Raw genomic sequence first — 23,254 nt, 5'->3', positions numbered from 1 at the left:
GGTCACTCTCGTCGATAGGTCACCGCGCCGCCGGTTCACCATGACGAAACACACTCGTGATGCCACGAACATTAATGGCGACCTATATCGATGTCCATACCTTCCGCCCACCGATGTGGGTTTTCATCAGATGAAGCATGCGCATCAGCTGTCATCCCCGGTTCCGCGCCGAGCGGCAGCGGGCCGGCTGGCCTGGTGGACACCTGCGGGTCACCGCTCGGTGCCGAGCAGTAACGCCCCCCCGGTTCACCCCTGACGCCGGGACGTGCCCCAGCCTGAGCGAGGCTCGCCCGCAACGCGGGGACGCTCGCCCGCAACGCCGGGGCGACCCGCCCGTACGGGAATCCACATTCATCTGATGAAAGCCTGCCACCCGCACCAGACGGACAGACGCTCCGGCCGGTCGGAACACCACGGACCTCCGCTCACCGCACGGAGGTCCGCGCCCCGGAGCGACGAAGGGCCCGGACCGGCGCGGGTCAGTGCTGGCGGTGCACGGCCTGGTCGGCCAGCCCGGCCAGGGCGGTGCGCGCCGGCTCCGCCAGCGGCACCTGGGCGAGCGCGACCCGCGCCGCGTCCGCGCGGACCCGGATCAACCGCTCGATCTTTTCCCGCGCCCCGGTGGTCTCGATGATCGCCCGCAGCTCGGCGGCACCCGCCGCGTCCAGCTCGGGATTGCCGAACAGGTCGCGCAGCCGGGCGGCCTGCACCCGGTCGGCGGCGTCACGGGCCAGTGCCATCATCACCGTCGGCTTGCCCTCCCGCAGGTCGTCCAGGATGGATTTACCGGTCACCGCCGGATCGCCGAAGACCCCGAGCACGTCGTCGCGGAGCTGGAACGCGTCCCCCAGCGGGTCGCCGAAGTCGACGAGCGCGGCGATCAGCTCCGCCGGGGCCCCGGCCAGCGCCGCACCGATCTGCAACGGCCGGGTCACCGTGTACCGGGCCGCCTTCATCCGGATCACGGTGAGCGCGCTGGCCACCGAGCCGTCCCCGACCCCCGAGACCAGGTCCAGGTACTCGCCCGCGATCACCTCGGTCCGCATCCGGGCGAAGACCCGGTAACCCTGCCAGATCTGCGCGGAGGTCAGCCCGCACTCGTGGAACATCTGATCCGACCAGGCCGCGCAGAGATCCCCGCAGAGCAGGGCGGTGTTCCGGCCGTAGGTCTCCGGGTCGCCGCGCCACGCCGACCGGGTGTGCAGCTCGGCGAAGACCCGGTGCACCGAGGGGGCGCCCCGGCGGTGGTCGCTGCCGTCCAGGATGTCGTCGTGGATCAGCGCGAACGCGTGGAACAGCTCCAACGCCGCCGCGGCCACCACGATCGGCCGGTCGTCCGCGCCCCCGGCCCCCCGCCAGCCCCAGTAGCAGAACAGCGGACGCAACCGCTTCCCCCCGGCCAGCACGAACCGGTGCAGCGCGGTGAAGATGCCGCGCGGCGCGCCGTCCGGCCAGTCCGGCCCCTGCCGGTCGAGAAAGGCCACCAGTTCGGCGTCGAAGCGGGTCCGCAGCTCGCTGGCATCGGCCGCGGTGGCGGTGACAGTCACCGCCGCTCCCCCGTGCCCGGCGGACCGGTCGGGTCCGCCGACACCGCGCCGGCATCCGCCCCGGCCGGCACCGCACCCGTCGGTACGGCATCCGCACCCGCCGCAGCCGTCGGTACGGCACCAGCGCCGGCCGCAGCCGTCGGCGCGGTGGCCGGGCCCAGACCGGCCAGGTCCAGCAGCAACGCCTTGACCTCGGTGGCGGCGAAGGTGTCCCGGGCGGCGGACGGGTCGGAGCAGATCAGCACCGGCCCGTCCGCCGGGTCGGCCGGCAACCGGCCGTGCGAGCCACGGACCGCCCGCGCCCCCGCGTCCAGACCGACCACGCTCATCAGGTACCGCATGCCGAGCTTCTTGCGGGCCAGGGCGATCCCCGCCCGCCGTTTCGCCGCCCCCGGTGCGGCCGGGTCGAAGAACAGCTCCGCCGGGTCGTACCCGGGCTTGCGGTGGATCTCGACGTTGCGGGCGAAGTCCGGGGCGCGGTCGTCGTCCAGCCAGTAGTAGTAGGTGAACCAGGAGTCCGGCTCGGCCACCAGCACCAGTTCGCCGGCCCGCTCGTGGTCCAGCCCGGCCGCCGCCTTGCCCTCGGCGTCGAGCACCTCGGCCACCCCGGGCAGCCCGGCGCAGAGCTTCGCCACCGCCGCCACGTCCGCCGGGTCCTTCACGTAGACGTGGGCGATCTGGTGGTCGGCGACGGCGAACGCCCGGGACGTCCACGGGTCCAGGTATTCCATGCCGTCCTGGGTGTAGACCCGCAGCAGCCCCTCGGCGCGTAGCAGCCGGTTGACGTCCACCGGGCGGGAGACCTCGGTGATGCCGTACTCGGATAGCGCCACCACTGTCGCGTCGGCGGCCCGCGCGGCGTCCAGCAGTGGGGCGAGCACCGCGTCCAGCTCCGCCGCCGCGGCGGCCGCCCGGGGCGAGGACGGGCCGAAGCGTTGCAGGTCGTAGTCGAGGTGCGGGACGTACACCAGGGTCAGGTCGGGGGCCTGGTCGGCGAGGATCCGCTCGGCCGCCCGGCAGATCCACCGGGACGAGGGCAGCCCGGCCCCCGGGCCCCAGTAGGTGAACAGGGGGAAGGTGCCCAGGGCGTCGGTGAGCGTGTCGTGCAGCTCCGGCGGATCGGTCCAGCAGTCCGGTTCCTTGCGCCCGTCGGCGTAGTAGATCGGCCGGGGCGTGACGGTCCAGTCGACGTCCGCGCCCATCGCGTACCACCAGCAGACGTTGGCCACCGTGTAGCCGGGCTCGACCCGGCGGGCCGCCTGCCAGACCTTCTCCCCGCCGACCAGCGCGTGGTGCTGCCGCCACAGCAGCACCTCGCCGAGGTCGCGGAAGTACCAGCCGTTGCCGACGATGCCGTGCCCGGCCGGCGGCTCGCCGGTCAGCAGGGTGGCCTGCGCCGAGCAGGTCACCGCCGGCAGCACTGTACCCAGCTCGGCCGAGAAACCCTGCTCGGCGACGGCACGCAGCCGGGGCATGTGGGCCAGCAGCCGGGGGGTCAGCCCGACCACGTCCAGCACCACCAGCCGGCGGCTCACGCCGACACCTCGCTGCGCCCGGCGCGGCGGTGGCACCTCGTCGTGCCGGGTCGGTGGCGCTCGTTCATCGTCGTGCTCCCAGGATCGTCGGGACGGCTCGGTCGACCGGGCTAAGGCCGTTGGTCGCCCGGTCGGGGGTGGCTCGGTCGGCCGGGCTAAGGCCGAGGGTGACCAGTTCGTCGCGGGCGAAGGCCAGCTCGGCGGCGATCCCGACGGCCAGCTCCGCGTCGGTGCGTGGACGCCGTGCCGCCGGCAGCACCCCCCACGTGTACGTCTCGACGTCCAGGTGGTCGCAGCCGGCGGTCGGGCCGCCGAGCAGCGCGCCCAGCGCGGTGCGCAACACCGGCAGGGTCGAGGTCAGCGGCGGCTCGGGCGGGGCGTGCAGCGGCACGTGGTAGTGCACCCGCCAGGCCCCCGGCAACCGCGCGGCCAGCGCGGCGTCCAGGTCGTCGGCCGCGTACGCCGGGTCAGCCGGGTCGACGGCGTGGGCGCAGCCGGCGGTCCGGGTCTGGTGCAGGAAGCGCGGCTCGACCCAGCGGCCCAGCGCCTCGGCGTCGGCGACCGGGTCGGCCGACTCCAGGGCGGCGGAGACCTGCACCTTGACCACCGGCAGGCCGGCGGCGCGCAACCGGGCCAGCGCCTCGACGGGCTCCTCCCAGGCGCAGGCGAGATGGGCCAGGTCGAGACAGATGCCGAGCCGGTCCGGGTCCAGACCGGACAGCAGCGCGGCGGCCTGCCCGCTGCTCTCCACCACGCAGCCCGGTTCCGGCTCGAAGCCCACCCGCACCGGGCGGCCGGTGTCCCGTTCCACCTCGGCCAACCCCGCGGTGAGCGCGGCGAGCCGGCGGCGGGCAGTGTCGGCGTGGGCCGCGTCCCAGGGCTGCCGCCAGGCCAGTGGCAGGGTGGAGATCGATCCCCGGGCGGCGTCGTCGGGTAGCAGGTCGGCAAGCACCCGGGCCAGGTCGAGGGTGTATCGCAGTCGCTGCCCGGTGGTCCAGTCCGGGTGGTAGACCGCGCCCTTGACCACCGGGGCCTGGAAGGCCGCGTACGGGAAGCCGTTGAGGGTGACCACCTCCAGTCCCCGGTGGGTCAGCTCGGCGCGCAGCCGACGCCGGGCGGCCGGGTCGGCGGCCAGCTCGGCGGCGACCGGGGCGGCCAGCCACAGCCCCAGGCCGAGCAGGTCCGAGCCGAGCGTCTCGCGCACCGGCAGCGCGTACGTGTCGAGTTGGGCGAGGACGCCGGCGGTGTCCTCGGCGGGGTGCACGTTGGTGCAGTAGCCGAGGTGGACGGTGCTGCCGTCGGCGTGCCGCAGCCGCATCAGTCGCCGCCGCGCAGGATGGAGTTGCCCTCGAAGGTGCCGGTGGCCGGGGCGTCCAGGTCGGTCAGGTCGAGCCGACCGGACTGCCCGTAGAACTCCACCGGGTTGCGCCAGAGCACCAGGTCGACGTCGTCGTCGGTGAACCCGGCGGCCAGCATCGCCTCGCCGGTGGCCCGGGTCAGCAGCGGGTCGGAGCGGCCCCAGTCGGCGGCCGAGTTGACGAGCATCCGCTCGGTGCCGTACGTGCGCAGCAGCTCCACCATCCGCGGCGGCGACATCTTGGTGTCCGGGTAGATCGAGAAGCCCAGCCAGCAGCCGCTGTCCCGGGCCAGCTTCACGGTCACCTCGTTGAGGTGGTCCAACGCCACCCGGCCGGGCGCGATGCCGCTCTCGGCGACCACCGCGAGGCTGCGCTCGACGCCGCGCGCCTTGTCCCGGTGCGGGGTGTGCACCAGGGCGGGCAGGTCGTGGTCGACGGCCAGGGCGAGCTGGGTGGCGAACGCCTCGTCCTCGGCCGGCGTCATGTCGTCGTAGCCGATCTCGCCGACCGCGACCACGGCGTCCTTCTCCAGGTAGCGGGGCAGCAGGTCGAGCACCGGGCGGCAGCGCGGGTCGTTGGACTCCTTGGGGTTCAGCGCCACGGTGGCGTGGTGCCGGACCCCGAACTGTGCGGCCCGGAACGGCTCCCAGCCGATCAGCGAGTCGAAGTAGTCGGCGAAGGAGGCGGCGCTGGTGCGCGGCTGCCCCAGCCAGAAGGCCGGCTCGACCACGGCGCGGACCCCGGCGGCGGCCATCCGCTCGTAGTCGTCGGTGGTCCGCGACGTCATGTGGATGTGCGGGTCGAAGATGCGCATTCACGCCTCCCTGATGGTGAGCCGGTCGAGCAGTGCGGTGGCGTCGGCGGGGAGCTGCCGGCCGGCGGCGTGCCGTTCCGCGGCGAGCGCGGCGAGCATCGCGGCCAGCTCCCCGTCGGCGCGGGTGTCCAGGTCGGCGACGGCGGCCAGCGGCACCCCGATGAAGACGCACTTGAGCACCGCCTGCCGCCAGGCCTCCGGTGCCAGGTGCCGGGCGTACGGGCCGAGCGCGGCGGCGACCAGCCGGGTGTCGTTGGTGCGGATCGCGTCGTGCAGCAGCGACACCCCGGCCGTCCCGATCGGCAGCAGCGGCAGGGCCTTGAGCACGGCCCGCTTCTCGGCGGCGTCGCCGTACCGGTACACCTCCTCGGCCTGCCCGGCGGCCAGGTCGGCGGGGAGCGCGACAAGCAGCAGCGTCCGGGCCGCCTCGTCGGCGGTCCAGCCGGGTGCGGCAGGCAGCTCGTGCCGGCCGCACCGCCGGGCGGCGGCCGGGAAGTACCGCGCCACCGTGCCGGGCTCGGCCGCGACGCGGCGCAGCGCGGTCTCCAGCCAGTCGGGATCGGGTACGCCCTCCAGCGCGGCCCGCAGTCGATCCGGTGTCATCCGTCTCCCCTCCCCAGGTGTGCGGTCGGCGGTGGTCAGTCCACCCCGGTGGTGCGGTCGGCCCCGACCGGCGCGGGTCGCGTGTCCGGGGTGAGGCCGGCCTGCCGGGCGGCGGTCCGCAGGAAGTCCAGCGACCGGGCCGCCACGGTGGGCGCGGCGTGCGAGTGCCGGGGCAGTTCCACGGCGACCAGCCCCCGGTAGCCGCCGTCGGCCAGGGCGCGCAGCACCGGCGGGAAGTCGATCTCGCCGGTGCCGAACTCCAGGTGCTCGTGCACCCCCCGGCGCATGTCGTCGATCTGCACGTTGACCAGGTGTTCGGCCACCTGGTGCACGCAGTCGGGCACGGTCGCCGACTCCAGGCACCGGCAGTGTCCGATGTCGAGGGTGATGCCGAAGCACGCCGGCTCGCCGAGGGCGTGGCGCAGCCACCGCCAGCCGGCGATGTCCTCGACGAGCATCCCGGGCTCCGGCTCGAAGCCCAGGGTCACCCCGGCCCGGTCGGCGGCGGCGACCACCGTGGCGCACCCGGCGACCAGCCGGTCGCGGGCGACCTCCGGGGTGACGTGGCCGGGCCGGACCCCGGCCCAGAAGGAGACCGCCTCCGCGCCGAGGTCCGCGCCGACCCGTACCGCCCGTTCCAGGAAGTCGACCCGACCGGCCGGGTCGTCGTGCAGCAGCGTCGGGGCGTGTTTACGCCACGGGTCGAGCAGGAACCGGGCGCCGGTCTCGACCACCACGCCGAGGCCGAGCGCGGCCAGCCGCCGCGCCACCGCGTCGACCCGGCGGGCCAGCCCCGGCGCGTACGGGTCGAGGTGGTCGTGGTCCAGGGTGAGCGCGATCCCCTCGTAGCCGAGGTCGGCCAGCACCGTCAGGGCGTCGTCGAGCCGGTGGTTGGCGAACCCGTTGGTGCCGTAGCCGAACCGGAGCCGGTCCACCCCGCCGGCGGGCACACCGTCGCCCGTGGTCGGGCCGCGCTGCGAGCTGCCGGCCGGGCCAGTGGGCTGCGGGACGGTCATGTCGGGGAGAGCTTCCGGGCCAACCGGCCGCCGAGCGGCGCGGCGAGGGCGACAAGCGCACCGAGCAGGCCGGCGCCGGCCCGGGCGGTGAGCGCGCCCTGCAACGACGGCAGGCCGGTGATCCCGGCCCCGACGGCCGCCCGGACCCGGCCGGCGGTGGGGTCTGCGGCCACCCGGACCTGCGCGCCGCCGTAGCGGGCGACGTACCAGCCGGCCAGGCCGACCGGCAGCGCGGCGGCGAGCGAGCGGCCGACACCGGCGGCACCGGCGCGGACGCCCGGTGCGGTGCGGCGACCGGGGTCACCGGCCGCGCCGGTCGACGCCGGCACCGCGTCGTCCCCCGGGGACGGTCGACCGGTGGGGCGGGGCAGGGTGGTGGCGGCCAACGCGACGAGCGCGGTGCCGGCGAGGGTACGCCGGGGCAGGGCGGCGTCGGCGCCGGTCACCTCGCGTCGGGACAGGGCGGTGACCGTCCAGGTGTGCGCGGCGACTGTCAACGCCGCCGGCAGCGCCCGGACCGGTCGACCCGGCGACGCGCCGAGCAGCACGTCCAGCCCTCGGCAGGCGGCCATCACGGCGGGGCCGGCGGCGGTGTTCTTGGCCACCACGTCGTACCCCCAGATGGTGGCGGCGAGCGGGAGCGCGACGGCGGTGGCCCGCCGGCCGCCCACGGCGGCGGCCAGGCCCAGGCCGGCCACGGTGAGCCCGGCGGCGATCCCGGCGGCGGCGCTCGGGCTGACCCGGCCGCTGGGGATCGGTCGTTCCGGTCGTTCCTCGGCGTCCAGCCCACGGTCGGCCCAGTCGTTGGCGGCCATCCCGGCCCAGTAGAGCAGCACCGACGCCCCGGCCAACCCGGCGGTACGCGGACCGAGCACTCCGGCCGCCGCCGCCCCGGCCACCAGATCCCCGGGTACGGAGAGCGCGGCCGGTGCCCGGACCAGCTCGGCCAGGTCGGCCAGGCTGGTCACCCGGCACCCCCGGCGTGCAGCTCCCGGGTGAAGGCGTGCAACTCCCGGGTGAAGTCGACGAGCCGCTGCCACTGCTCGCTCAGCGAGTGGGTGGGCGAGTCGATCGGGTCCTTGAAGAAGAACGCCAGCTCGGGCAGGGGTCCGACGCGCCCGGCGGCGTGCGCGGCGGCGGCGAGCCGGGCCAGGTCGAGCACCAGTGGGGCGGCCAGCGCGGAGTCGCAGCCGTGCCAGGTGAACTCCATCCGCATCCCGGTGCCGAGGAACCCGGCGAAGGTGATCAGATCCCAGGCGGTCTTGAAGTCGCCCAGGTCCTCGACGTACTCGATCCGGGTGCCGCCCTGCGGCACGTAGCCGAGCGTCTCGCCGAGCACCCGCTGCTTGCTGTCCACCTTGGCGGCGTTGGCGCCCGGCTCGGCCAGGGTCGCCCCGTCGCCGCCGCCGAGCAGGTTGACCCCGGACCAGGAGCGCACCGCGAGGTGACGCATCGCGAACATCGGGGCGAGCACCGACTTGACCAGGGTCTCCCCGGTCTTGCCGTCGTGCCCGGCGTACGGCAGGCCGCGCTGGGCGGCAAGCGCCGCGAGCGCCGGCAGGCGCAGCCCGGTGGACGGGGTGAAGTCGACGTACGGGCAGCCCGCCTCGACGGCCGCGTACGCGTACAGCGAGCTGGGCGGCAGCACCTCGTCGGGGCCGGCGAGCGCGGCGCGCAGGGCGTCCGGGTCGGCGTGGCCGGGGTGCGGCGGCGGGGCCGGTTCGGTGGCCGAGACGTTGACCACCACCACCCGGTCCAGCCGGTGCCGCTCGCGGAACGCGGTCAGGTCGGCGGTGATCGCGGCGGCCCGTTCGGCCTGACTGCCGCCGGTCGGCGCGGGCCGCAGGTCGTCCTCGACGGCGGCCAGGTCGGCGGCGAGCGCGGTGGCCAGTCGCCCGGGCAGGACCCCGGCGGCGGCGAGCGCCTCGGCCCGCTTGGTCAGCGGGGTGGTGGCCACGTCGTGGCCGCCGAAGACCAGGTCGGCGAAGCCGGGCAGGGCCGGCCCACGCAGGTCGGGCAGTTCGGTGACGCAGCCCGTGGGGCCGGTGAGGCCGGCCCGTAGGGCGAGCCCCCCGACGATGCCGGTGGTCGCGACGGAACCGCGCGCTCCCACCAGCCAGACACCCGTACGCATGGTGCTCCTTCCGTCGGGTGGAACGTCCTGTCGGTCGAGTCGTACGGGTGGGCACGGGTGGCCCCGCCCGCCCGGTCGTCCGGGGTGGTGCCGGGTACGGCGTCGACGTCGGCGGCGTCGACGCCGTACCCGGCTCCCGTACGGCGTGCGGACGGGGCCGGCAGGCAGGGCCGGTTCGGCGTCTCGGCCCTGTCTCCCCGCATCCGGCCGACGGCGGCGGCGCGCCCTCGACCGGACGAATGGTGGTGGCGACCCGGGTTCCACAGTGGTACCCAGAATCACCTTCATCTATCTATCATGGCGGCCCTCCGGTGCGACCGGGGAATCCCGGTCCGGCCGCACCGGACGGCCATCGGTTGCGTGTCCCGGGCCGGGTGGCCCTGGTGCACGCCCTCCGTCACCGACCCCGGCCCGGCCGCGGGGCGCAACCGCGGCCGGTCCCTCGCCGGTCGGCGGCGGAGGTGGCTGGTCAGACGGCGAGCGCGGCCAGGGCCGGCTCGACGTCGGTCCACTGCGAACCGAGTTCCGCCGAGCGGGTCACCGCGTCCAGCACCAACTGGACCTGCAACGCGTCGGCGAACGACGGGGTCGGGTCGACGCCGGTGGCGACCGCCTCGACGAAGTCGCGCATCTCGTGGGTGAAGGAGTGCTCGTAGCCGATGATGTGGCCCGGCGGCCACCACGCCGACATGTACGGGTGCTCCGCCTCGGTGACCAGGATCCGGGCGAATCCCTGCTCGGTCGCCGGCCGGGAGGCGTCGTAGAACTCCAGTTCGTTGAGGCGTTCCAGGTCGAACACCACCGAACCGAGCGAACCGTTGATCTCCACCCGGAGGGCGTTCTTGCGGCCGGTGGCGAACCGGGTCGCCTCGTACGTGGCGAGCGCGCCGTCGTCGAGCCTGGCCACGAAGATCGCGGCGTCGTCGACGGTGACCGTGCCGGTCGCCGTCGCGCTGCCGTCGACCTGCGCGGCCAGGCCGCTCGACTCACCCGGCAGGGGACGCTCCTTGACGAACGTCTCGGTCACCGCGCTGACCCCGGTGATCAGTTGCCCGGTCACGTACTGGGTCAGGTCGATGATGTGCGCCCCGATGTCGCCGAGCGCACCGGAGCCCGCCTTGTCCTTCTGCAACCTCCAGACCAGCGGGAACTGCGGATCGACGATCCAGTCCTGCAGGTACGTCGCGCGGACGTGGCGGATCGTCCCGAGCCGGCCTTCGGCGACCAGCTGTCGCATCAGGGCGACGGCGGGCACCCGGCGGTAGTTGAACCCGCACATCGACCGGACCCCGGCGGCCCCGGCGGTGGCTGCGGCGGCGGTCATCTCCCGCGCCTCGTCCACCGTGTTGGCCAGCGGTTTCTCGCAGATCACGTGCTTACCGGCGGCGAGCGCGGCGAGCGCGATCTCGGCGTGGCTGTCACCTGGTGTGCAGATGTCGACCACGTCGATGTCGTCCGAGGCGACCAGGGCACGCCAGTCTGTGGTGTGCGTGTCCCAGCCCAGCCGGTCGGCTGCCTCGGCGACCTTCGCGGCGTCCCGGCCGCAGATCTGTGCCATCCGCACCCGGGCGGGCAGGTCGTACACCCGGTTCACGGTGCGCCACGCCTGTGAGTGCGCGGCGCCCATGAACGAGTAGCCGATCATGCCGACCCGGAGTTCGCTGTGGTGAGTGGACAAGGTGGGTCTCCCCCCGTGTATCAGAACCCGAGCTTGAGGTAGTTGCTCGCGTTCTCCTTGGTGATCGTCTCCGAGGCGAGCACGATCTCCTTGGGCACCTGGAGTTCCACCAGGTCGGACATGCCCTTACCCTGGGCGATCAGGCGGGCCAGGGAGATGGCCGAGGAGGCCATCGACGGGCTGTAGGTCACGGTCGCCTTGAGCACCGTGTTGTCGGCCTGGATGTCCTCCATGGCCTTCTTCGAGCCGGCGCCGCCGACCATGAAGAACTCCTTGCGGTTGGCCTGGTTGACCGCGGCCAGGACACCGATGCCCTGGTCGTCGTCGTGGTTCCAGATCGCGTCGATCTTCGGCAGCGCCTGGAACAGGCCGGTCGCGGCCTGCTGGCCGGAGTCGGCGGTGAACTCCGCCGGCCGCCGGTTGGCCACCTTGAAGCCGGCCACGGCGAGGGTCTCGGCGAAGCCCTTCGAGCGCTGCTGGGTCAGCTCCAGCGAGTCGATGCCGGGGATCTCGCCGATGACCGGGGCGCTGACGCCCTTGGCCTTGAGCTGCGCCACGATGTAGTTCGCGGCGGCCACGCCCATGCCGTAGTTGTCGCCCATGATCTGCAGCCGGTAGGCCAGCGCGTCCGGGAAGGCCCGGTCCAGGTTGACCACCGGGATGCCGGCCTTCATCGCCTCCAGGCCGAAGGCGTTGAGCTCCTTGCCGTCGTGCGGCAGCACCACGATGACGTCCGGCTTCTGGGCGACCAGGGTGGACAGCGCGGCCCGCTGGGCAGCCGCGTCCGCGCCCGCCTCGACGGTCTTGAAGTCCACGTCCGAGTACGCCCCGGCCTGCGCCTTGGCGTTGTTGGTGATGGCGGCGATCCAGCCGTGGTCGGCGGCCGGGGCGGAGAAGCCGATGGTGACCTTCTTGCCGGGGGCGCTGTTGCCGCCCTCGGCGTTGTCGGCCGCCTTGGTCTGGGCCGCGGTCGGTGTGGCCTCGTTGCTGGTGCAGCCGGCGAGGAGCACGCCGGCGCCGACCGCCGCGCCGCCGAAGAGCAACCGGCGACGGGACAGGTCACGGGGGTGGGTCATGACGACCTCCTGAAATGACGGATGGTGGGGGTGAAAAGGGCGTACTGATCCCGGCCACCGTCGGTGGCCGTCGAGCGATGCGATGGTGCGAAGGGTGGGGCCGCGCCCGGTCGGGCGACGCGGTCCGTCAGGCGGTGGTGGTCCGGTTACGGCTGAAGAACTGGCTGACGCTGCGGAACTGCACCTGCTGGATCAGGACGGCGCCGACGATGATGCCGCCCTTGACCATGTTCTGCGCCTCGGTGGAGAGGCCGTTGATGGCGAAGAGGTTGGTGATGGTGGAGAAGATCAGCACCCCGAGCAGGGAACCGATGATGGTGCCCCGGCCGCCGCTGAGCAGCGTGCCGCCGATGATGGCCGCGGCGATCGCGTCCAGCTCGTAGAGGTTGGCCATGGCCGCCTGGGCGGAGTTGGCCTGCGCGGTCAGCATGATCGCGGCGATGCCGCAGCAGAGGCCGGAGAGCGCGTAGAGCAGCAGGGTGTGCCGCCGGACGTTGATGCCGGCGAGCCGGGCCGCCTCCGGGTTGCCACCCACGGCGACCGTACGCCGGCCGAAGGTGGTCCGGTTGAGCAGCACCCAACCGGCGGCCACCACGGCGGCCAGGATGTAGACGAGCAGCGGGATGCCGAGCAGTTCGGTGCTGGCGATGCCGTTGATGAAGCTGTTGTTCGACACCTGGGTCTGCTTGCCGGAGATCTGGGCGGCCAGGCCCCGGGCGGCGACCATCATGGCCAGCGTGGCGATGAACGCCACCAACCGCCCGTAGGAGATGAGGATCCCGTTGACCACGCCGACCGCCGTGCCGACCACGATCGCCGTGAAGATCATGCCGCCGGCGCCGTAGCTCTGGGTGGCGAGCGTGGTCGCCCACACCCCGGCGAGGGCGACGATCGCGCCGACCGACAGGTCGATGCCGCCGCCGATGATCACGAAGGTCATCCCGACGGTGACCACCCCGACCACCGAGGCGAGCTTGAGGATGGTCAGCGTGTTGCCCCACACCCAGTCCGGGTTGGAGTAGAGGTCCCAGCGGGTGGCCGCCCCGATCACGACGAGCACCACCAGCACGGCGATCAGGCCGAGGTTACGCTTCGCGCCCTCACCCCCGTCGCCCTGCCAGAAGGACAACCCGCCCGACCTGGGCTTCTCCTTGACCTCCGCCGTCACCGCCGGGTCGACAGGCGGGGACTGGGCCGGCAGGTCCGCCGGCCGGTCCGGCGTCGCGGTCCCGGTCGACTCACTCATGCTGTCACCTCGTTATGTGCACTGCGCTCGCTCATGCCGGCGCGCCTTCCATCAGAGACCCCGCCATGACGAGGTCGAGCACGGTGTTCTCGTCCAGTTCGCCGGCGGGCGCCTCGCGCACCATCCGGCCCTCGCGCATCACCAGCACCCGGTCGGCCAGACCGAGCACCTCGGGTACCTCGCTGGAGACCAGCAGCACGCCGACCCCCTGCGCGGCCAGGCCGCGGATCACCCGGTACAGCTCGGCACGGGCCCCCACGTCCACCCCCCGGGTCGGCTCGTCGAGCAGCAGCAGCCGGGTGTCGCCGAGCAGCCAGCGCCCGACCACCACCTTCTGCTGGTTGCCGCCGGACAGGGTGCGTACCGCCCGGCGCACGTCGTTGGGCCGGAGCTGGAGGTCGTCGGCGATCCGTTCCGCCTCGGCCCGCTCGCGCCCGGCGTTGGTGAAGCCGAGGCGGGCGTACCGGGTGAAGGTGGCCAGGGTGACGTTGCGGTGGATCGGCTCGCCGAGCAGCAGCGCCTGGCTCTTGCGCTCCTCCGGGGCCATCCCCATGCCGGCCCGCACGGCCGCGCCGACGCTGCCCGGACGCAGGGCCCGGCCGCCCATCCGGACGCTGCCGGACTCGGCGCGGCGGGCGCCGTAGATCGTCTCCAGCAGTTCCGAGCGGCCGGAGCCGACCAGCCCGGCGATGCCGACGATCTCGCCGGGACGGACGCTGAGCGAGACGTCGGCGAACTCGCCGGTCCGGCTCAGCCCCTCCACCCGCAGCAGCTCGTCGCCGGCGGCCGGCGCGGTCGGGCGGTCCGGGAAGACGTACTCGATGTTCCGACCGGTCATCCGGGCCACCAGGTCGCGGGTCGGGGTCTCCCGGGCCGGCAGGTTCGCCGCGGTGGTCCGGCCGTCCTTGAGCACGGTGACCCGGTCGCCGATCTCGCGGATCTCCTCCATCCGGTGCGAGATGTAGATGACCGCGATGCCCTGGGCGGTGAGTTCCCTGATGATCCGGAAGAGGTTGTCCACCTCGTCGTGGGCGAGCACCGCGCTCGGCTCGTCCATGATGATCAGTCGGGCCTCGTGGGAGAGCGCGCGGGCCATGCTGACCACCTGCTTGCCGGCGGCCGGCAGCGCCCGGACCATCCGGCCGGGCGGGATCTCGCCGTGGCCGAGCCGGCTCAGGATCTCCCGGGTACGCCGGGCCATCAGCCCGCGCCGGACGAACCCGGCGACCTTCGGCTCGTGGCCGAGGAAGGCGTTCTCGGCGACGGAGAGGTCCTCGACCAGGTCGAGCTCCTGGTAGATGGTGGCGATGCCGGCGCGCATGGCGGCCTGCGGGTTGGCGAAGTGAGCCGGTTCGCCGCGCCATTCCACCTGGCCGGAGTCCGGCCGGTGCACCCCGGCGAGCACCTTGATCAGGGTGGACTTGCCGGCGCCGTTCTGCCCGAGCAGGCAGTGCACCTCGCCGGCCCGCACCTCGAGCTGCACGCCGTCGAGGGCGCGTACCCCGGGGAAGGTCTTGACCACGTCGGTCAGCCGGAGCACCACCTCACCGGCGACGGTGTCGGCGGGTGCCTCGACCAGCGGGCTGTCCCCGGCGGCGGAGGTCGGTGCGTTGCTCATGATGCCTCCCCGAAGGCGACGTCGCTGGCGAGGACGGCCGCGCCGGCGACGCCGGCGCGCGGTCCCAGCTCGGACAGGACGACCGGCAGGTTGCCGGTGGCCAGCGGCAGCGACCGCCGGTAGACCACGCTGCGGATCTCGGCGAGCAGGATGTGCCCGAGGTGGGCCAGCCCGCCGCCGATGACGATCATCGACGGGTTGGTGAAGCTGACCAGGCCGGCCAGCACCTGCCCGACCCGGCGGCCCCCGTCGCGGATGAGCTGGATGCAGACCACGTCGCCCTCGATCGCCGCCTCGGCGACGTCGCGGGCCGAGACCGCGCCCCGCTCGGCGAGCCGCTCGGCCAGCGCCGGCGACGCGCCGGTACGGGCGGCCACGCCGGCCTCCCGGGCCAGGGCCGCCCCGCTGAACACGGCCTCCAGGCAGCCGGCGTTGCCGCAGGAGCAGGTGGGACCACCGGCGTCGACCTGGATGTGCCCGATGTCCCCGGCGCAGCCGTCGGTGCCCCGGTAGACCTCGCCGCTGAGGTAGATCCCACACCCTATTCCGGTGCCGATCTTGATGAAGAGGAAGTCGTCGACCGAGTGCGCCACCCCCCCGTGCCGCTCGCCGATCGCCATGATGTTCACGTCGTTGTCGACCACCGCCGGGCAGCCGTGCTCCCGGCTGAGCAGTTCGCGCACCGGGTAGCGGTCCCAGCCGGGCATGATCGGCGGTGACACCGGCAGCCCGTCGCGGAAGCTCACCGGCCCGGGTACGCCGACGCCGACGCCGTTGAGCCGCTCGTACGCCCCGTCCACCCGGGCCTTGTGCAGCAGGTCGTTGACCCGGTGCAGGATGGCCTTCGGGCCGGAGCGGATGTCGGCGACCTCGGCGTACGCGGCGACCGGCTCCAGCCGGCCGTTGACCACCTCGACGTCGATCGAGCTGGCGCCCATGTCGACGGCGGCGAACCGGAGGTCGGGGTTCAACTCGACCAGGGTGGAGCGGCGTCCGCCACGGGAGGCGGCCAGTCCGGCCTCGGCCACCAGGCCCAGCCCGACCAGACGCTCCAACTCGGCGAGGAGCCGGGGCCGGGGCATCTGCAACCGGTCACCCAGCTCGGCCCGGGACGCGGGCCCCTCGTCACGGAGCAGCCGCAGGAGCTGCACGTGCAGGGGATCTGCCGTCCGCACGGGTCTCACCTCCGCCTCAGGGTTCACATTCACGTCACGCCGTTGTGTTGTGGTCGACACAGTAAGAGACTTCCGAGGCACCTGTCCATACCTTCAGTCGTTCCGATGGCAACTTTTGTCCGAACGAACAAAAGCTACCAGTCGATCAAGAAAAGGTTGACAGACCGAGAAACATCCGCAACGACCTGCTACCACCACGGTGGCGACCCTCGCATACCAGGCCCGTGACGTGCGGCGGAACCTTTACCAGAGCAGGGCGTGCCGTGACAAGCCGCCGCCCCGCCGCGTCAGACGCGGCGGGGCGGGGCTGGGCGGGATGGAGACGGGCGGGCGGCAGGTCGGCCGGCCGTCAGCGGCCGGGGGCGGCGTTGCGCTTCTTGCGCAGCTTGCGGTCGTCGCGCAGCTCGACGTACGGCTCCTCGTCGGGGTCGTGGCCGGCGGAGATGGCCCGGCCCCGCTCCAGCTCGGCGTCGAACTCGGCACCGAGGAGGATGGCGATGTTGCTCAGCCAGAGCCAGACCAGGAAGATGATCACGCCGGCCAGCGCGCCGTAGGTCTTGTTGTAGGACCCGAAGTTGCTCACGTACGCGGCGAAGAGGCCGGAGACGAGCAGCCAGAGCAGCACCGCCAGCACCCCACCCGGGCTGACCCAGCGGAAACCGCCGTGCCGGGCGTTGGGCGAGGCCCAGTAGAGGATGGCGAACATCAGGCTGACCAGCACCAGCAGCACCGGCCACTTGGCGATGTTCCACACCGTCACCGCCGTGGAGCCGAGCCCGATGGCGCTGCCGACCTGCTCGGCGAGCCCGCCGGTGAAGACCACGATCACCGCGGCGGCGAGCAGCAGCACCCCGACCAGGGCGGTCACCCCGAGCCGGATCGGCAGCGTCTTCCAGACCGGCCGCCCCTCGGGCACGTCGTAGATGCTGTTCGAGGCGCGCATGAACGCACCCACGTAGCCGGAGGCCGACCAGAAGGCGGCGACCAGACCGACGACCGCGGCGATGCTCGCCAGCCCGCCGGACTCGCCGGCCTGGTCGATCGCGGTCTGGATGATGGTGCGGATGCTCTCCTCCGGCACCACCTGGCCGACAGTGTCCCGGACCCCGCTGGTGGCCCGCTCGCCGAGCAGGCCGAGGATCGAGATCAGCACCAGCATCCCGGGGAAGATCGACAGCACGCCGTAGTAGGTGAGCGCGGCGGCCCAGTCGGTCAGGCTGTCCTCCTGGAACTCCCGTCCGGTGCGCTTGAGCGCCGCCTTCCAGTCCGCGCGGGGCAGGTCGGTGGGACCGTCCGAGGCCATCGCCCCTCCTCCTGATCTGCGGATGTCGCCCTCCGACATGCCCCGTCGGAGCCGCCGGCTAACCCCTCACCGGCAGCGCAGACCCCATCCACTACGACCGGCGGGACGACCCTCCGGGTACGCCGAAGCCACAAGCGCCACCCACAGCACCACCAGCCGGACCCAACTGCGGAGGGAGATGCCCGCGTCACCGGCTGACCCGACTCGCCAGGGGCTATGTGGTCGCGGCCGGATACGGCTCGTACTGGACGGTTCTTCCGCTACGGGAAAAGACTGAAAAGCCCTGCAAAGTATGCGCGGTCATCACTCGATCCGGCAGTCCCAGGCGGGCCACCGCCCGCACCGGCACCACGCCTTTCAGGTAGACCACCTCCGACACCTTGCCGGCAATAATCGCATCTACCACTTCTCGACAGGCAAGGAACAACTCCTCGGGCGACTCGTCAACGAAATCGAGGATGGACATCTCGCCGAACTCGATCGTCAGCTCATCCGCGTCCTGCGGAAAGACGGTGAAGCCACAAGCCTTCGCATTACCCGGCGCGACCTCGACCGCCCTCCTGACACCACTCCCCACGACCCGCACCTGGGTCTCATCATTGACCTGAGCCCGGACATGGTCCGCCAACTCGTCCAGAAATTTCAGCAAACGCATGCCATTCAGCCTCAGCACGGGTCGCGGTGAAAGTAGCGGGCTACACGGCCACCACTTCCTGGCAGCACCGCCTCCTGGCGGGCCGGCGCGGAGGCTACGAGCGCCCGACGACCCCGACGACGAACGCGCACCAGGCCGACGGGCCGAAAGCCAGCACCGGCCCGCCCGGGTCCTTGGAATCACGCACCACCACCACGCCGGGTAGGTTGTCCGCCACCTCGACGCACGCCCCACCCTGGCCGTTGCTGCGGCTGCTCTTGCGCCACCGGGCACCACTCAGATCCATGTCTCCGCCACTTCCGCTATCAACTCAAGAGACTGCTGCTGCGATAGTGCCTCGCCCCGGATCGACTCCCAAACCTCGACCATCTGCCGCAGAAAGTCGGAACGGTCGATCACCTGTCCGTGGAGCTGACCCTCCTGGTAGACGACGTCCTCCCCCTGGGGTGAGGTGGCGATCACGAAGGGGCCATTGATCCCAGGGTACGCGCCGGCAGATAGCGGCACGACCTGGATTCGGACCCGGGGCAGCGTCGAGCCGAGCTTCACCAGGTGGCGCAACTGTTCGTGCATCACCTCCGAGCCGCCGATCCGGCGACGCAGCACGTACTCGTCAATGACGGCGGTGAGCAGCGGCGGCCGGTCGCGGGGGAGCACCGCCTGACGATCCAGCCGCGCCGCCACCTGCTGCTCGATCTCGTCAGACGCGAACAACCCGCCGCCGGACAACAATGCGTGAGCGTATGCCTCGGTCTGCAGAAGCCCCGGCACACAGATCGGCTCGAACCAGCGCAGCGCGGTTGCCTCGTACTCGATGCCGGTCCAATCACGCGCCCAGGGCACCACGGTTTCGCGACTGATTCGGCGTTGGATGCGCTCGAACCGGCCGTCGGTGGCGAGCACCGCGTCGCAGCGGCGCGCGAAGTCCAGGCTCGGTCGACGCTCGCAGGTCTCCACCTTGGCCACCAGCGCGCCCGAGTAGCTCAGCGCCTCGGCCAGCGTCGCCTGGGACATCCCGGTGGCGGCCCGAGCCAGCCGCAACTCCTCCGCGAAGTAGTCCAGCATGGACGAGCTTTCCACGGACAGCCTCCATACATCGTCGTACCAGTCGGAATCGGCCGAACCACGCCCCGGCCGTCGGCGGGTCAGACCTCCCACCGTAGCCGGAACATCAACAGACTGTCACACAGCGGAACCGCTCCCGGGATCGGACGGTGGGCGGAACCAGGCCGGGAGCGTCCGCTGACGACGATGTCGGCGGGCGCTCCCCTCCACCGTTGACGGAGGCTCGACCATGCGACCCGTTCCCCGGCGACACCCGCATGTCATCGCGGTACCGCCGGCCGCACAGCGGCGATCCATGTCCCGGCGGCATTCGCAGGCTCTCGCGGTACCCCACACCGCGCAGCGGCGGAAGGGATAGACACCAATGCCCCGCTACCGCCCGCATGTGGCTGCCCGCCCCTCCTGGCGTTGCCGGGTGTGCGGGGCAGCCTGGCCGTGCTCGCCGGCCCGACTGGCGCTGCTCGGGGAGTACCGCGAGGATCGCACCGCCCTGTTGTTCTACCTGGGCACCCTGTTGGGCGAGGCGATGAGCGACCTCGCCACCCTGCACGACGGCGTCACGCCACCCGACCTGACCGCACGCATCGTCACCTGGGCGCGAGCCCGATGACCTGACCGGTTCGAGGCCGAGCGACTGAGATCTTGGAGGATTTCGGCCCCTCTGGGGGCCGTTTGCCACCAAGATCTACCCGGGTCCGGGTTCGCAGCCCCGTGATCAACTCAGTGGGGTCGGTGGAGCGGTGTCGGCTTCGCTTTGATACCCGCCCTGTCGTCGCAGGTGCGAACGCGTCCAGCGACCGCGCGGGGCGACACCCGTTCCGGGTCAGAGGTCGGCGGGGGCGGTGGCGGCGCGGGCGGCGGCGACGAGTTGGTCGGTCTCGGCGCGTACCCCGTCGGCGTCGACCGGGGTGCCGGGGTCGTAGCGGACCGTCCAGGTCAGACCGTCCGCCCCGGCCACCCGCCGGGCCGCGATCCGGCCTGAGCCGCCGGGCACCGCGTGCTGCTGGGTGTACGCCACCGAGCGGGTCACCCGCGCGCGCACCTGATGCGGCAGGTCCCCCGGATCGAGCAGCAGGTACGTCTCGACGGGACGGTCGGCGACCACCTGGTAGCCGTCCCGCTCGGCGACCGTCTCCGCCACCGTGACGGTCAGCTCCCGCCCGGACCAGACGGCCTTGAGGATGTCGTGCCAGCCCAGCCGCTCTCCCCGGCCGGGCAGCCAGAGCCCGAGGTTGGTGGCCACCAGCACCCCGCCACCGGCACCCGCCGGCGCTGAGGTGCTCCCCCCGCCGTCGACGCCTGCCGAAGCACCGTCGCCCACGCCTGCCGAAGCACCGTCGTCGACAGCGTCCGGGGCGTCCTCGCTGCTGCTGGCAGCTGCCGCCGCGCCGGCACGGGTGGCCGTACCCTCGTCGTCGCCCCCTGCCGACGCGCGGGCAGGAGCGCCGGTCGGTGTGCCGGCGCTGCCGGCGGCGGTCGGTGTGCCGGCGGCGGTCGGTGTGCCGGCGGCGGCCCAGGCCAGCACCCGTTCACCGGCGGCCAGCGCGGGGCGGGCGGCGGGCGGCAGCTTGGGTTTGCGGCCGAACAGTCCCATCAGAGTCCTCCTGCGGCCTGCTCGCGCAGGGCCCGCGCGTGCTGTTCCAGCGAGAGCAGTTCCCCGAACAGGGCGAAGTACTCGTCTTTCTGGTTGACCGGGTTGATCCGCTGGATCTTGGACTTGAGGTCCCGGATCCGGGCGGTCACCGAGCCCCACTGCAACTGGGCGAGGGTACTGGAGACGTACCTCGGGTCGGGTTCGCCGTCGAGCCGCAAGGGCTCCACGGCCAGCTCACCGACGAGCGCCTGGGCGGCCAGGTCCTCGCAGGCGTCGCGGACCGCCTCGATCCACACCGCGCCGCCGGCCGCCGTCGCCACCCCGCCGGCCGCCGCTATCGCCGTACGGACGGCGACGTGCACCGGGTGCCGGTATTCCACAGCCTCGACCGCGTCGAACATCGGCCCGGCGAGGACCGGCTCCTGCAGGGCGAGCTTCAACGCCTCCCGCTCGACCATCGACTCCGGACTGTCCACTGCGGGCGTGGCCGGGCGGGTCCGGCCCCGGGGCGGGGCGGCGGCCTCCCGCTCACCGGGAGCGTGGGCGGCGGCCAGCACCGCCCGCTGCACCGGCTCTATCTCCATGCCGAGGTCACCGGCGAGCTTGCGGACGTACTCGGGGCGTTTCTCCAGGTCTTTGATCTTGGCGACCAGCGGGGCGGCCCGGCGCATCGCCTCCACCCGGCCGTCCACCGTGTCCAGGTCGTAGCGGTTGATCACGTGCCGGAGGGCGAAGTCGACAAGCGGCTCGCGGCGGGCCACCAGGTCGCGGATCGCCAGGTCACCCTTTGCCAGCCGCAGGTCGCACGGGTCCATGTTGTCCGGGCTGACCGCGATGAAGGTACGCCCGACGAAGCGCTGGTCGTCCTCGAAGGCGCGCAGCGCGGCCTTCTGACCGGCGGCGTCCCCGTCGAAGGTGAAGATGACCTCGCCGGCCACCGCGTCGGTGTCGAGCAGCAGCCGGCGCAGCACGGAGATGTGGTCGGCGCCGAAGGCGGTGCCGCAGGTCGCCACGGCGGTGGGGACCCCGGCCAGGTGGCACGCCATCACGTCGGTGTAGCCCTCGACGACCACCACCCGGCCCTGCTTGGCGATCTCCCGCTTGGCCTGGTCGATGCCGTAGAGGACGTGCGACTTCTTGTAGATCGGCGTCTCGGGGGTGTTCAGGTATTTCGGGCCGTCGTCGTCGTCGAAGAGCTTCCGCGCCCCGAAGCCGATCACGTCACCGGCGATGTCCCGGATCGGCCACATCAGCCGGCGGCGGAACCGGTCGATCAGGGTGCCCGAACGGGACGGCCGGGACAACCCACCGGTGACCAGCTCGTCATGGCTGAACCCCTGCTGGCGCAGGTGCTTGGTGAGCAGGTCCCAGGCGTCCGGGGCGAAGCCGCAGCCGTACCGCTGCGCGGCGGCGCGGTCGAAGCCGCGCCGGGCCAGGAACTCCCGGGCCGGACGGGCGCCGGCCGTGGTGAGCTGCGACTGGTAGAACTCCACGGCGGCGGCGTGCGCGGCCACCAGCCGCTGCTTCTGCCCCTGCTGCGGGCGGGCCCGGGGGGCGACCTGGTCACCCTCGACGTAGCGGAGCTGGATGCCCACCCGGTCGGCGAGCCGCTCGACGGACTCGACGAAGGTGAGATGCTCGGCGTCCATCAGGAACTTGATCGCGTCGCCGCCGACCCCGCAGCCGAAGCAGTAGAAGACGTTGCGGGCCGGCGAGACGTTGAACGACGGGCTCTTCTCGTCGTGGAACGGGCAGAGGCCCTTGAGGTTGCCGCCGCCTGCCGACTTGAGGGTCACCGTGTCCGAGATGACCTCGGCGATGGAGGTGCGCTCGCGGACCAACGCGATGTCCTCGTCCCGGATCCGGCCAGCCACCGACGCCACCCCCTCGGGCTACATCCTGCCCTGCCGCACCGACGATCCGCCGCCGGGGGGACGCCGGGTGACCCACACCGCCGGCGGCCAGGTCAGCCGACGGCGGCGGCCTCCTCGGCCTCGACCTGACGGTTCCAGTCCGGCTTGGTGGAGCGCCAACCCTCGTCGTCCAGGCCCTGCCGCCAGTAGCCGGAGATGGACAGCGCCTCCCGGGGCACCGACCGCTCGACCCGCAGCAGCCGACGCAGTTCCTTGACGAAGGTGGCCTCGCCGTGCACGAACGCATGCACCCGACCGGGCGGGAACTCCAGCGCACGCACCGCCTCGACCAGCGCCTCCCCGACCGGCCTGTCGCCCCGGTGCAGCCAGGTCAGCGCCACCGCGCCGGGGCTGCGCAACGGCTGTTCCTCGGCCCGGTCGGCGATCTCGACCAGGACGACCGCCGGGGCACCCTCGGGCAGCCGCTCCAGCGCGGCGGCGATCGCCGGCAGGGCGCTCTCGTCGCCCACCAGCAGGTGCCAGTCCGCCGTCGGATCCGGCGCGTACGCCCCACCCGGGCCGGTGAACAGCACCTCGTCGCCGGGCCGCAGCCCGGCCGCCCACGGACCGGCCAACCCCTCGTCCCCGTGGTGCACCACGTCGACGGTCAACTCTCCGGCCGAGGCGTCCCAGGCCCGCACGGTGTACGCCCGCAGCCTCGGCCACTGCTCGCGTGGCAGCTCACGACGGATCGCCGCGTAGTCCATCGGGCGCGGATAGTCGACCCCGGCGACCGGAAATACGATCTTGATGTAGTGGTCGGTGAACTCACCCACCGGCAGCCCCGCCAACTCCTCCCCACCGAGAACGAGCCGCACCAGATGCGGCGTGGGCCGCCCCACCCGCACCACCCGCGCCGAAGTAACCGCCCTAACCCGTTCCGCCATGCACTAAGGCTACCCTAACTCCCCACCCCACCCCACC

The 23,254-nt window shown here is 72.9% G+C and carries 20 protein-coding genes and 1 pseudogene; 1 reads left to right on the top strand and 20 read right to left on the bottom strand.

What is annotated here, in order from left to right; genetic code table 11:
• Window positions 1–479: 479 nt before the first annotated feature.
• From AC0AIB_RS14090 to AC0AIB_RS14010, 17 genes are all read right to left on the bottom strand, one after another.
• Window positions 480–1,547 carry a polyprenyl synthetase family protein gene (locus AC0AIB_RS14090; RefSeq protein WP_328343933.1) on the bottom strand — a complete coding sequence of 356 codons (1,068 nt, stop codon included), beginning with the start codon at window positions 1,545–1,547 and terminating at the stop codon, window positions 480–482.
• Window positions 1,544–3,082 carry an alkaline phosphatase family protein gene (locus tag AC0AIB_RS14085; protein WP_328343931.1) on the bottom strand — a complete coding sequence of 513 codons (1,539 nt, stop codon included), beginning with the start codon at window positions 3,080–3,082 and terminating at the stop codon, window positions 1,544–1,546. The genes AC0AIB_RS14090 and AC0AIB_RS14085 overlap by 4 nt, the downstream gene beginning before the upstream one ends.
• 64 nt (window positions 3,083–3,146) lie before the next feature.
• On the bottom strand, window positions 3,147–4,400 hold the full coding sequence (gene eboE, locus AC0AIB_RS14080; RefSeq protein WP_465096801.1) for a metabolite traffic protein EboE: 1,254 nt from the start codon (window positions 4,398–4,400) through the stop codon (window positions 3,147–3,149).
• A complete protein-coding gene (locus tag AC0AIB_RS14075) occupies window positions 4,400–5,254 on the bottom strand; it encodes a TatD family hydrolase (RefSeq protein ID WP_328343927.1) in 855 nt (284 codons plus the stop codon). Before AC0AIB_RS14075 ends, eboE begins: the two co-directional genes overlap by 1 nt.
• Window positions 5,255–5,857 carry an EboA domain-containing protein gene (locus tag AC0AIB_RS14070; RefSeq protein ID WP_328343925.1) on the bottom strand — a complete coding sequence of 201 codons (603 nt, stop codon included), beginning with the start codon at window positions 5,855–5,857 and terminating at the stop codon, window positions 5,255–5,257. It abuts the gene before it with no gap.
• A gap of 35 nt (window positions 5,858–5,892) precedes the next feature.
• Window positions 5,893–6,873, bottom strand: a complete 981-nt coding sequence (locus AC0AIB_RS14065) for a sugar phosphate isomerase/epimerase family protein (RefSeq protein WP_328343923.1) — start codon at window positions 6,871–6,873, stop codon at window positions 5,893–5,895.
• Entirely contained in the window at window positions 6,870–7,841 is a 972-nt protein-coding gene (locus AC0AIB_RS14060) for an SCO3242 family prenyltransferase (RefSeq protein WP_465096800.1), read from the bottom strand. Before AC0AIB_RS14060 ends, AC0AIB_RS14065 begins: the two co-directional genes overlap by 4 nt.
• Window positions 7,838–9,007, bottom strand: a complete 1,170-nt coding sequence (locus AC0AIB_RS14055; protein ID WP_328343920.1) for an inositol-3-phosphate synthase — start codon at window positions 9,005–9,007, stop codon at window positions 7,838–7,840. Before AC0AIB_RS14055 ends, AC0AIB_RS14060 begins: the two co-directional genes overlap by 4 nt.
• 469 nt (window positions 9,008–9,476) lie before the next feature.
• Window positions 9,477–10,685: a Gfo/Idh/MocA family protein gene (locus AC0AIB_RS14050; RefSeq protein ID WP_328343919.1), complete on the bottom strand. Its 1,209-nt coding sequence runs from the start codon at window positions 10,683–10,685 to the stop codon at window positions 9,477–9,479.
• A gap of 20 nt (window positions 10,686–10,705) precedes the next feature.
• Window positions 10,706–11,761, bottom strand: a complete 1,056-nt coding sequence (locus AC0AIB_RS14045; protein WP_328343918.1) for a substrate-binding domain-containing protein — start codon at window positions 11,759–11,761, stop codon at window positions 10,706–10,708.
• Window positions 11,762–11,888: 127 nt separating this feature from the next.
• Window positions 11,889–13,007 carry an ABC transporter permease gene (locus AC0AIB_RS14040; protein WP_328343917.1) on the bottom strand — a complete coding sequence of 373 codons (1,119 nt, stop codon included), beginning with the start codon at window positions 13,005–13,007 and terminating at the stop codon, window positions 11,889–11,891.
• A gap of 31 nt (window positions 13,008–13,038) precedes the next feature.
• A complete protein-coding gene (locus AC0AIB_RS14035; protein ID WP_328343916.1) occupies window positions 13,039–14,625 on the bottom strand; it encodes a sugar ABC transporter ATP-binding protein in 1,587 nt (528 codons plus the stop codon).
• Complete coding sequence (locus AC0AIB_RS14030; RefSeq protein WP_328343914.1) at window positions 14,622–15,800, bottom strand: ROK family transcriptional regulator; 1,179 nt, start codon at window positions 15,798–15,800, stop codon at window positions 14,622–14,624. Before AC0AIB_RS14030 ends, AC0AIB_RS14035 begins: the two co-directional genes overlap by 4 nt.
• A gap of 349 nt (window positions 15,801–16,149) precedes the next feature.
• Entirely contained in the window at window positions 16,150–17,103 is a 954-nt protein-coding gene (locus tag AC0AIB_RS14025) for a YihY/virulence factor BrkB family protein (RefSeq protein WP_328343912.1), read from the bottom strand.
• Window positions 17,104–17,317: 214 nt separating this feature from the next.
• Window positions 17,318–17,758 carry a hypothetical protein gene (locus AC0AIB_RS14020; protein WP_328343910.1) on the bottom strand — a complete coding sequence of 147 codons (441 nt, stop codon included), beginning with the start codon at window positions 17,756–17,758 and terminating at the stop codon, window positions 17,318–17,320.
• Window positions 17,759–17,852: 94 nt separating this feature from the next.
• Window positions 17,853–18,044, bottom strand: coding sequence for a DUF397 domain-containing protein (locus AC0AIB_RS14015; RefSeq protein WP_465096799.1), 192 nt, complete (start codon window positions 18,042–18,044; stop codon window positions 17,853–17,855).
• Window positions 18,035–18,838 (bottom strand): helix-turn-helix domain-containing protein, encoded by an 804-nt coding sequence (locus AC0AIB_RS14010; RefSeq protein WP_465096798.1) that lies wholly within the window; start codon window positions 18,836–18,838, stop codon window positions 18,035–18,037. The genes AC0AIB_RS14015 and AC0AIB_RS14010 overlap by 10 nt, the downstream gene beginning before the upstream one ends.
• Window positions 18,839–19,187: 349 nt before the next feature.
• On the opposite strand from AC0AIB_RS14010, the gene AC0AIB_RS14005 reads away from it, so the two are divergent.
• Window positions 19,188–19,433 (top strand): flavin reductase, encoded by a 246-nt coding sequence (locus AC0AIB_RS14005; RefSeq protein WP_091238453.1) that lies wholly within the window; start codon window positions 19,188–19,190, stop codon window positions 19,431–19,433.
• Between the two features lie 213 nt (window positions 19,434–19,646).
• Here AC0AIB_RS14005 and AC0AIB_RS14000 read toward each other — a convergent pair.
• The 3 genes and pseudogenes from AC0AIB_RS14000 to AC0AIB_RS13990 form a co-directional block, all read right to left on the bottom strand.
• Window positions 19,647–20,099, bottom strand: a pseudogene (locus AC0AIB_RS14000) (hypothetical protein); the annotation flags it as partial.
• Between the two features lie 317 nt (window positions 20,100–20,416).
• Complete coding sequence (gene dnaG, locus AC0AIB_RS13995; RefSeq protein WP_465096797.1) at window positions 20,417–22,291, bottom strand: DNA primase; 1,875 nt, start codon at window positions 22,289–22,291, stop codon at window positions 20,417–20,419.
• A 92-nt stretch (window positions 22,292–22,383) separates the two neighbouring features.
• Window positions 22,384–23,217 (bottom strand): siderophore-interacting protein, encoded by an 834-nt coding sequence (locus AC0AIB_RS13990; RefSeq protein ID WP_328343900.1) that lies wholly within the window; start codon window positions 23,215–23,217, stop codon window positions 22,384–22,386.
• Between the last annotated feature and the right edge of the window lie 37 nt (window positions 23,218–23,254).

The organism is Micromonospora sp. DSM 43699 (assembly GCF_055517075.1).
This window is presented reverse-complemented; position numbering and strand designations above follow the sequence as displayed.

Excerpts from the sequence above, each read along its gene's own strand:
- AC0AIB_RS14015 (WP_465096799.1), bottom strand. The coding sequence starts at position 18,044 with ATGGATCTGAGTGGTGCCCGGTGGCGCAAGAGCAGCCGCAGCAACGGC.
- AC0AIB_RS14040 (WP_328343917.1), bottom strand. The coding sequence starts at position 13,007 with ATGAGTGAGTCGACCGGGACCGCGACGCCGGACCGGCCGGCGGACCTG.
- AC0AIB_RS14070 (WP_328343925.1), bottom strand. The coding sequence starts at position 5,857 with ATGACACCGGATCGACTGCGGGCCGCGCTGGAGGGCGTACCCGATCCC.
- AC0AIB_RS14020 (WP_328343910.1), bottom strand. The coding sequence starts at position 17,758 with ATGCGTTTGCTGAAATTTCTGGACGAGTTGGCGGACCATGTCCGGGCT.
- AC0AIB_RS14065 (WP_328343923.1), bottom strand. The coding sequence starts at position 6,873 with ATGACCGTCCCGCAGCCCACTGGCCCGGCCGGCAGCTCGCAGCGCGGC.
- AC0AIB_RS14025 (WP_328343912.1), bottom strand. The coding sequence starts at position 17,103 with ATGGCCTCGGACGGTCCCACCGACCTGCCCCGCGCGGACTGGAAGGCG.
- AC0AIB_RS14035 (WP_328343916.1), bottom strand. The coding sequence starts at position 14,625 with ATGAGCAACGCACCGACCTCCGCCGCCGGGGACAGCCCGCTGGTCGAG.
- AC0AIB_RS13990 (WP_328343900.1), bottom strand. The coding sequence starts at position 23,217 with ATGGCGGAACGGGTTAGGGCGGTTACTTCGGCGCGGGTGGTGCGGGTG.
- AC0AIB_RS14075 (WP_328343927.1), bottom strand. The coding sequence starts at position 5,254 with ATGCGCATCTTCGACCCGCACATCCACATGACGTCGCGGACCACCGAC.
- eboE (WP_465096801.1), bottom strand. The coding sequence starts at position 4,400 with ATGCGGCTGCGGCACGCCGACGGCAGCACCGTCCACCTCGGCTACTGC.
- AC0AIB_RS14045 (WP_328343918.1), bottom strand. The coding sequence starts at position 11,761 with ATGACCCACCCCCGTGACCTGTCCCGTCGCCGGTTGCTCTTCGGCGGC.
- AC0AIB_RS14005 (WP_091238453.1), top strand. The coding sequence starts at position 19,188 with ATGCCCCGCTACCGCCCGCATGTGGCTGCCCGCCCCTCCTGGCGTTGC.
- AC0AIB_RS14055 (WP_328343920.1), bottom strand. The coding sequence starts at position 9,007 with ATGCGTACGGGTGTCTGGCTGGTGGGAGCGCGCGGTTCCGTCGCGACC.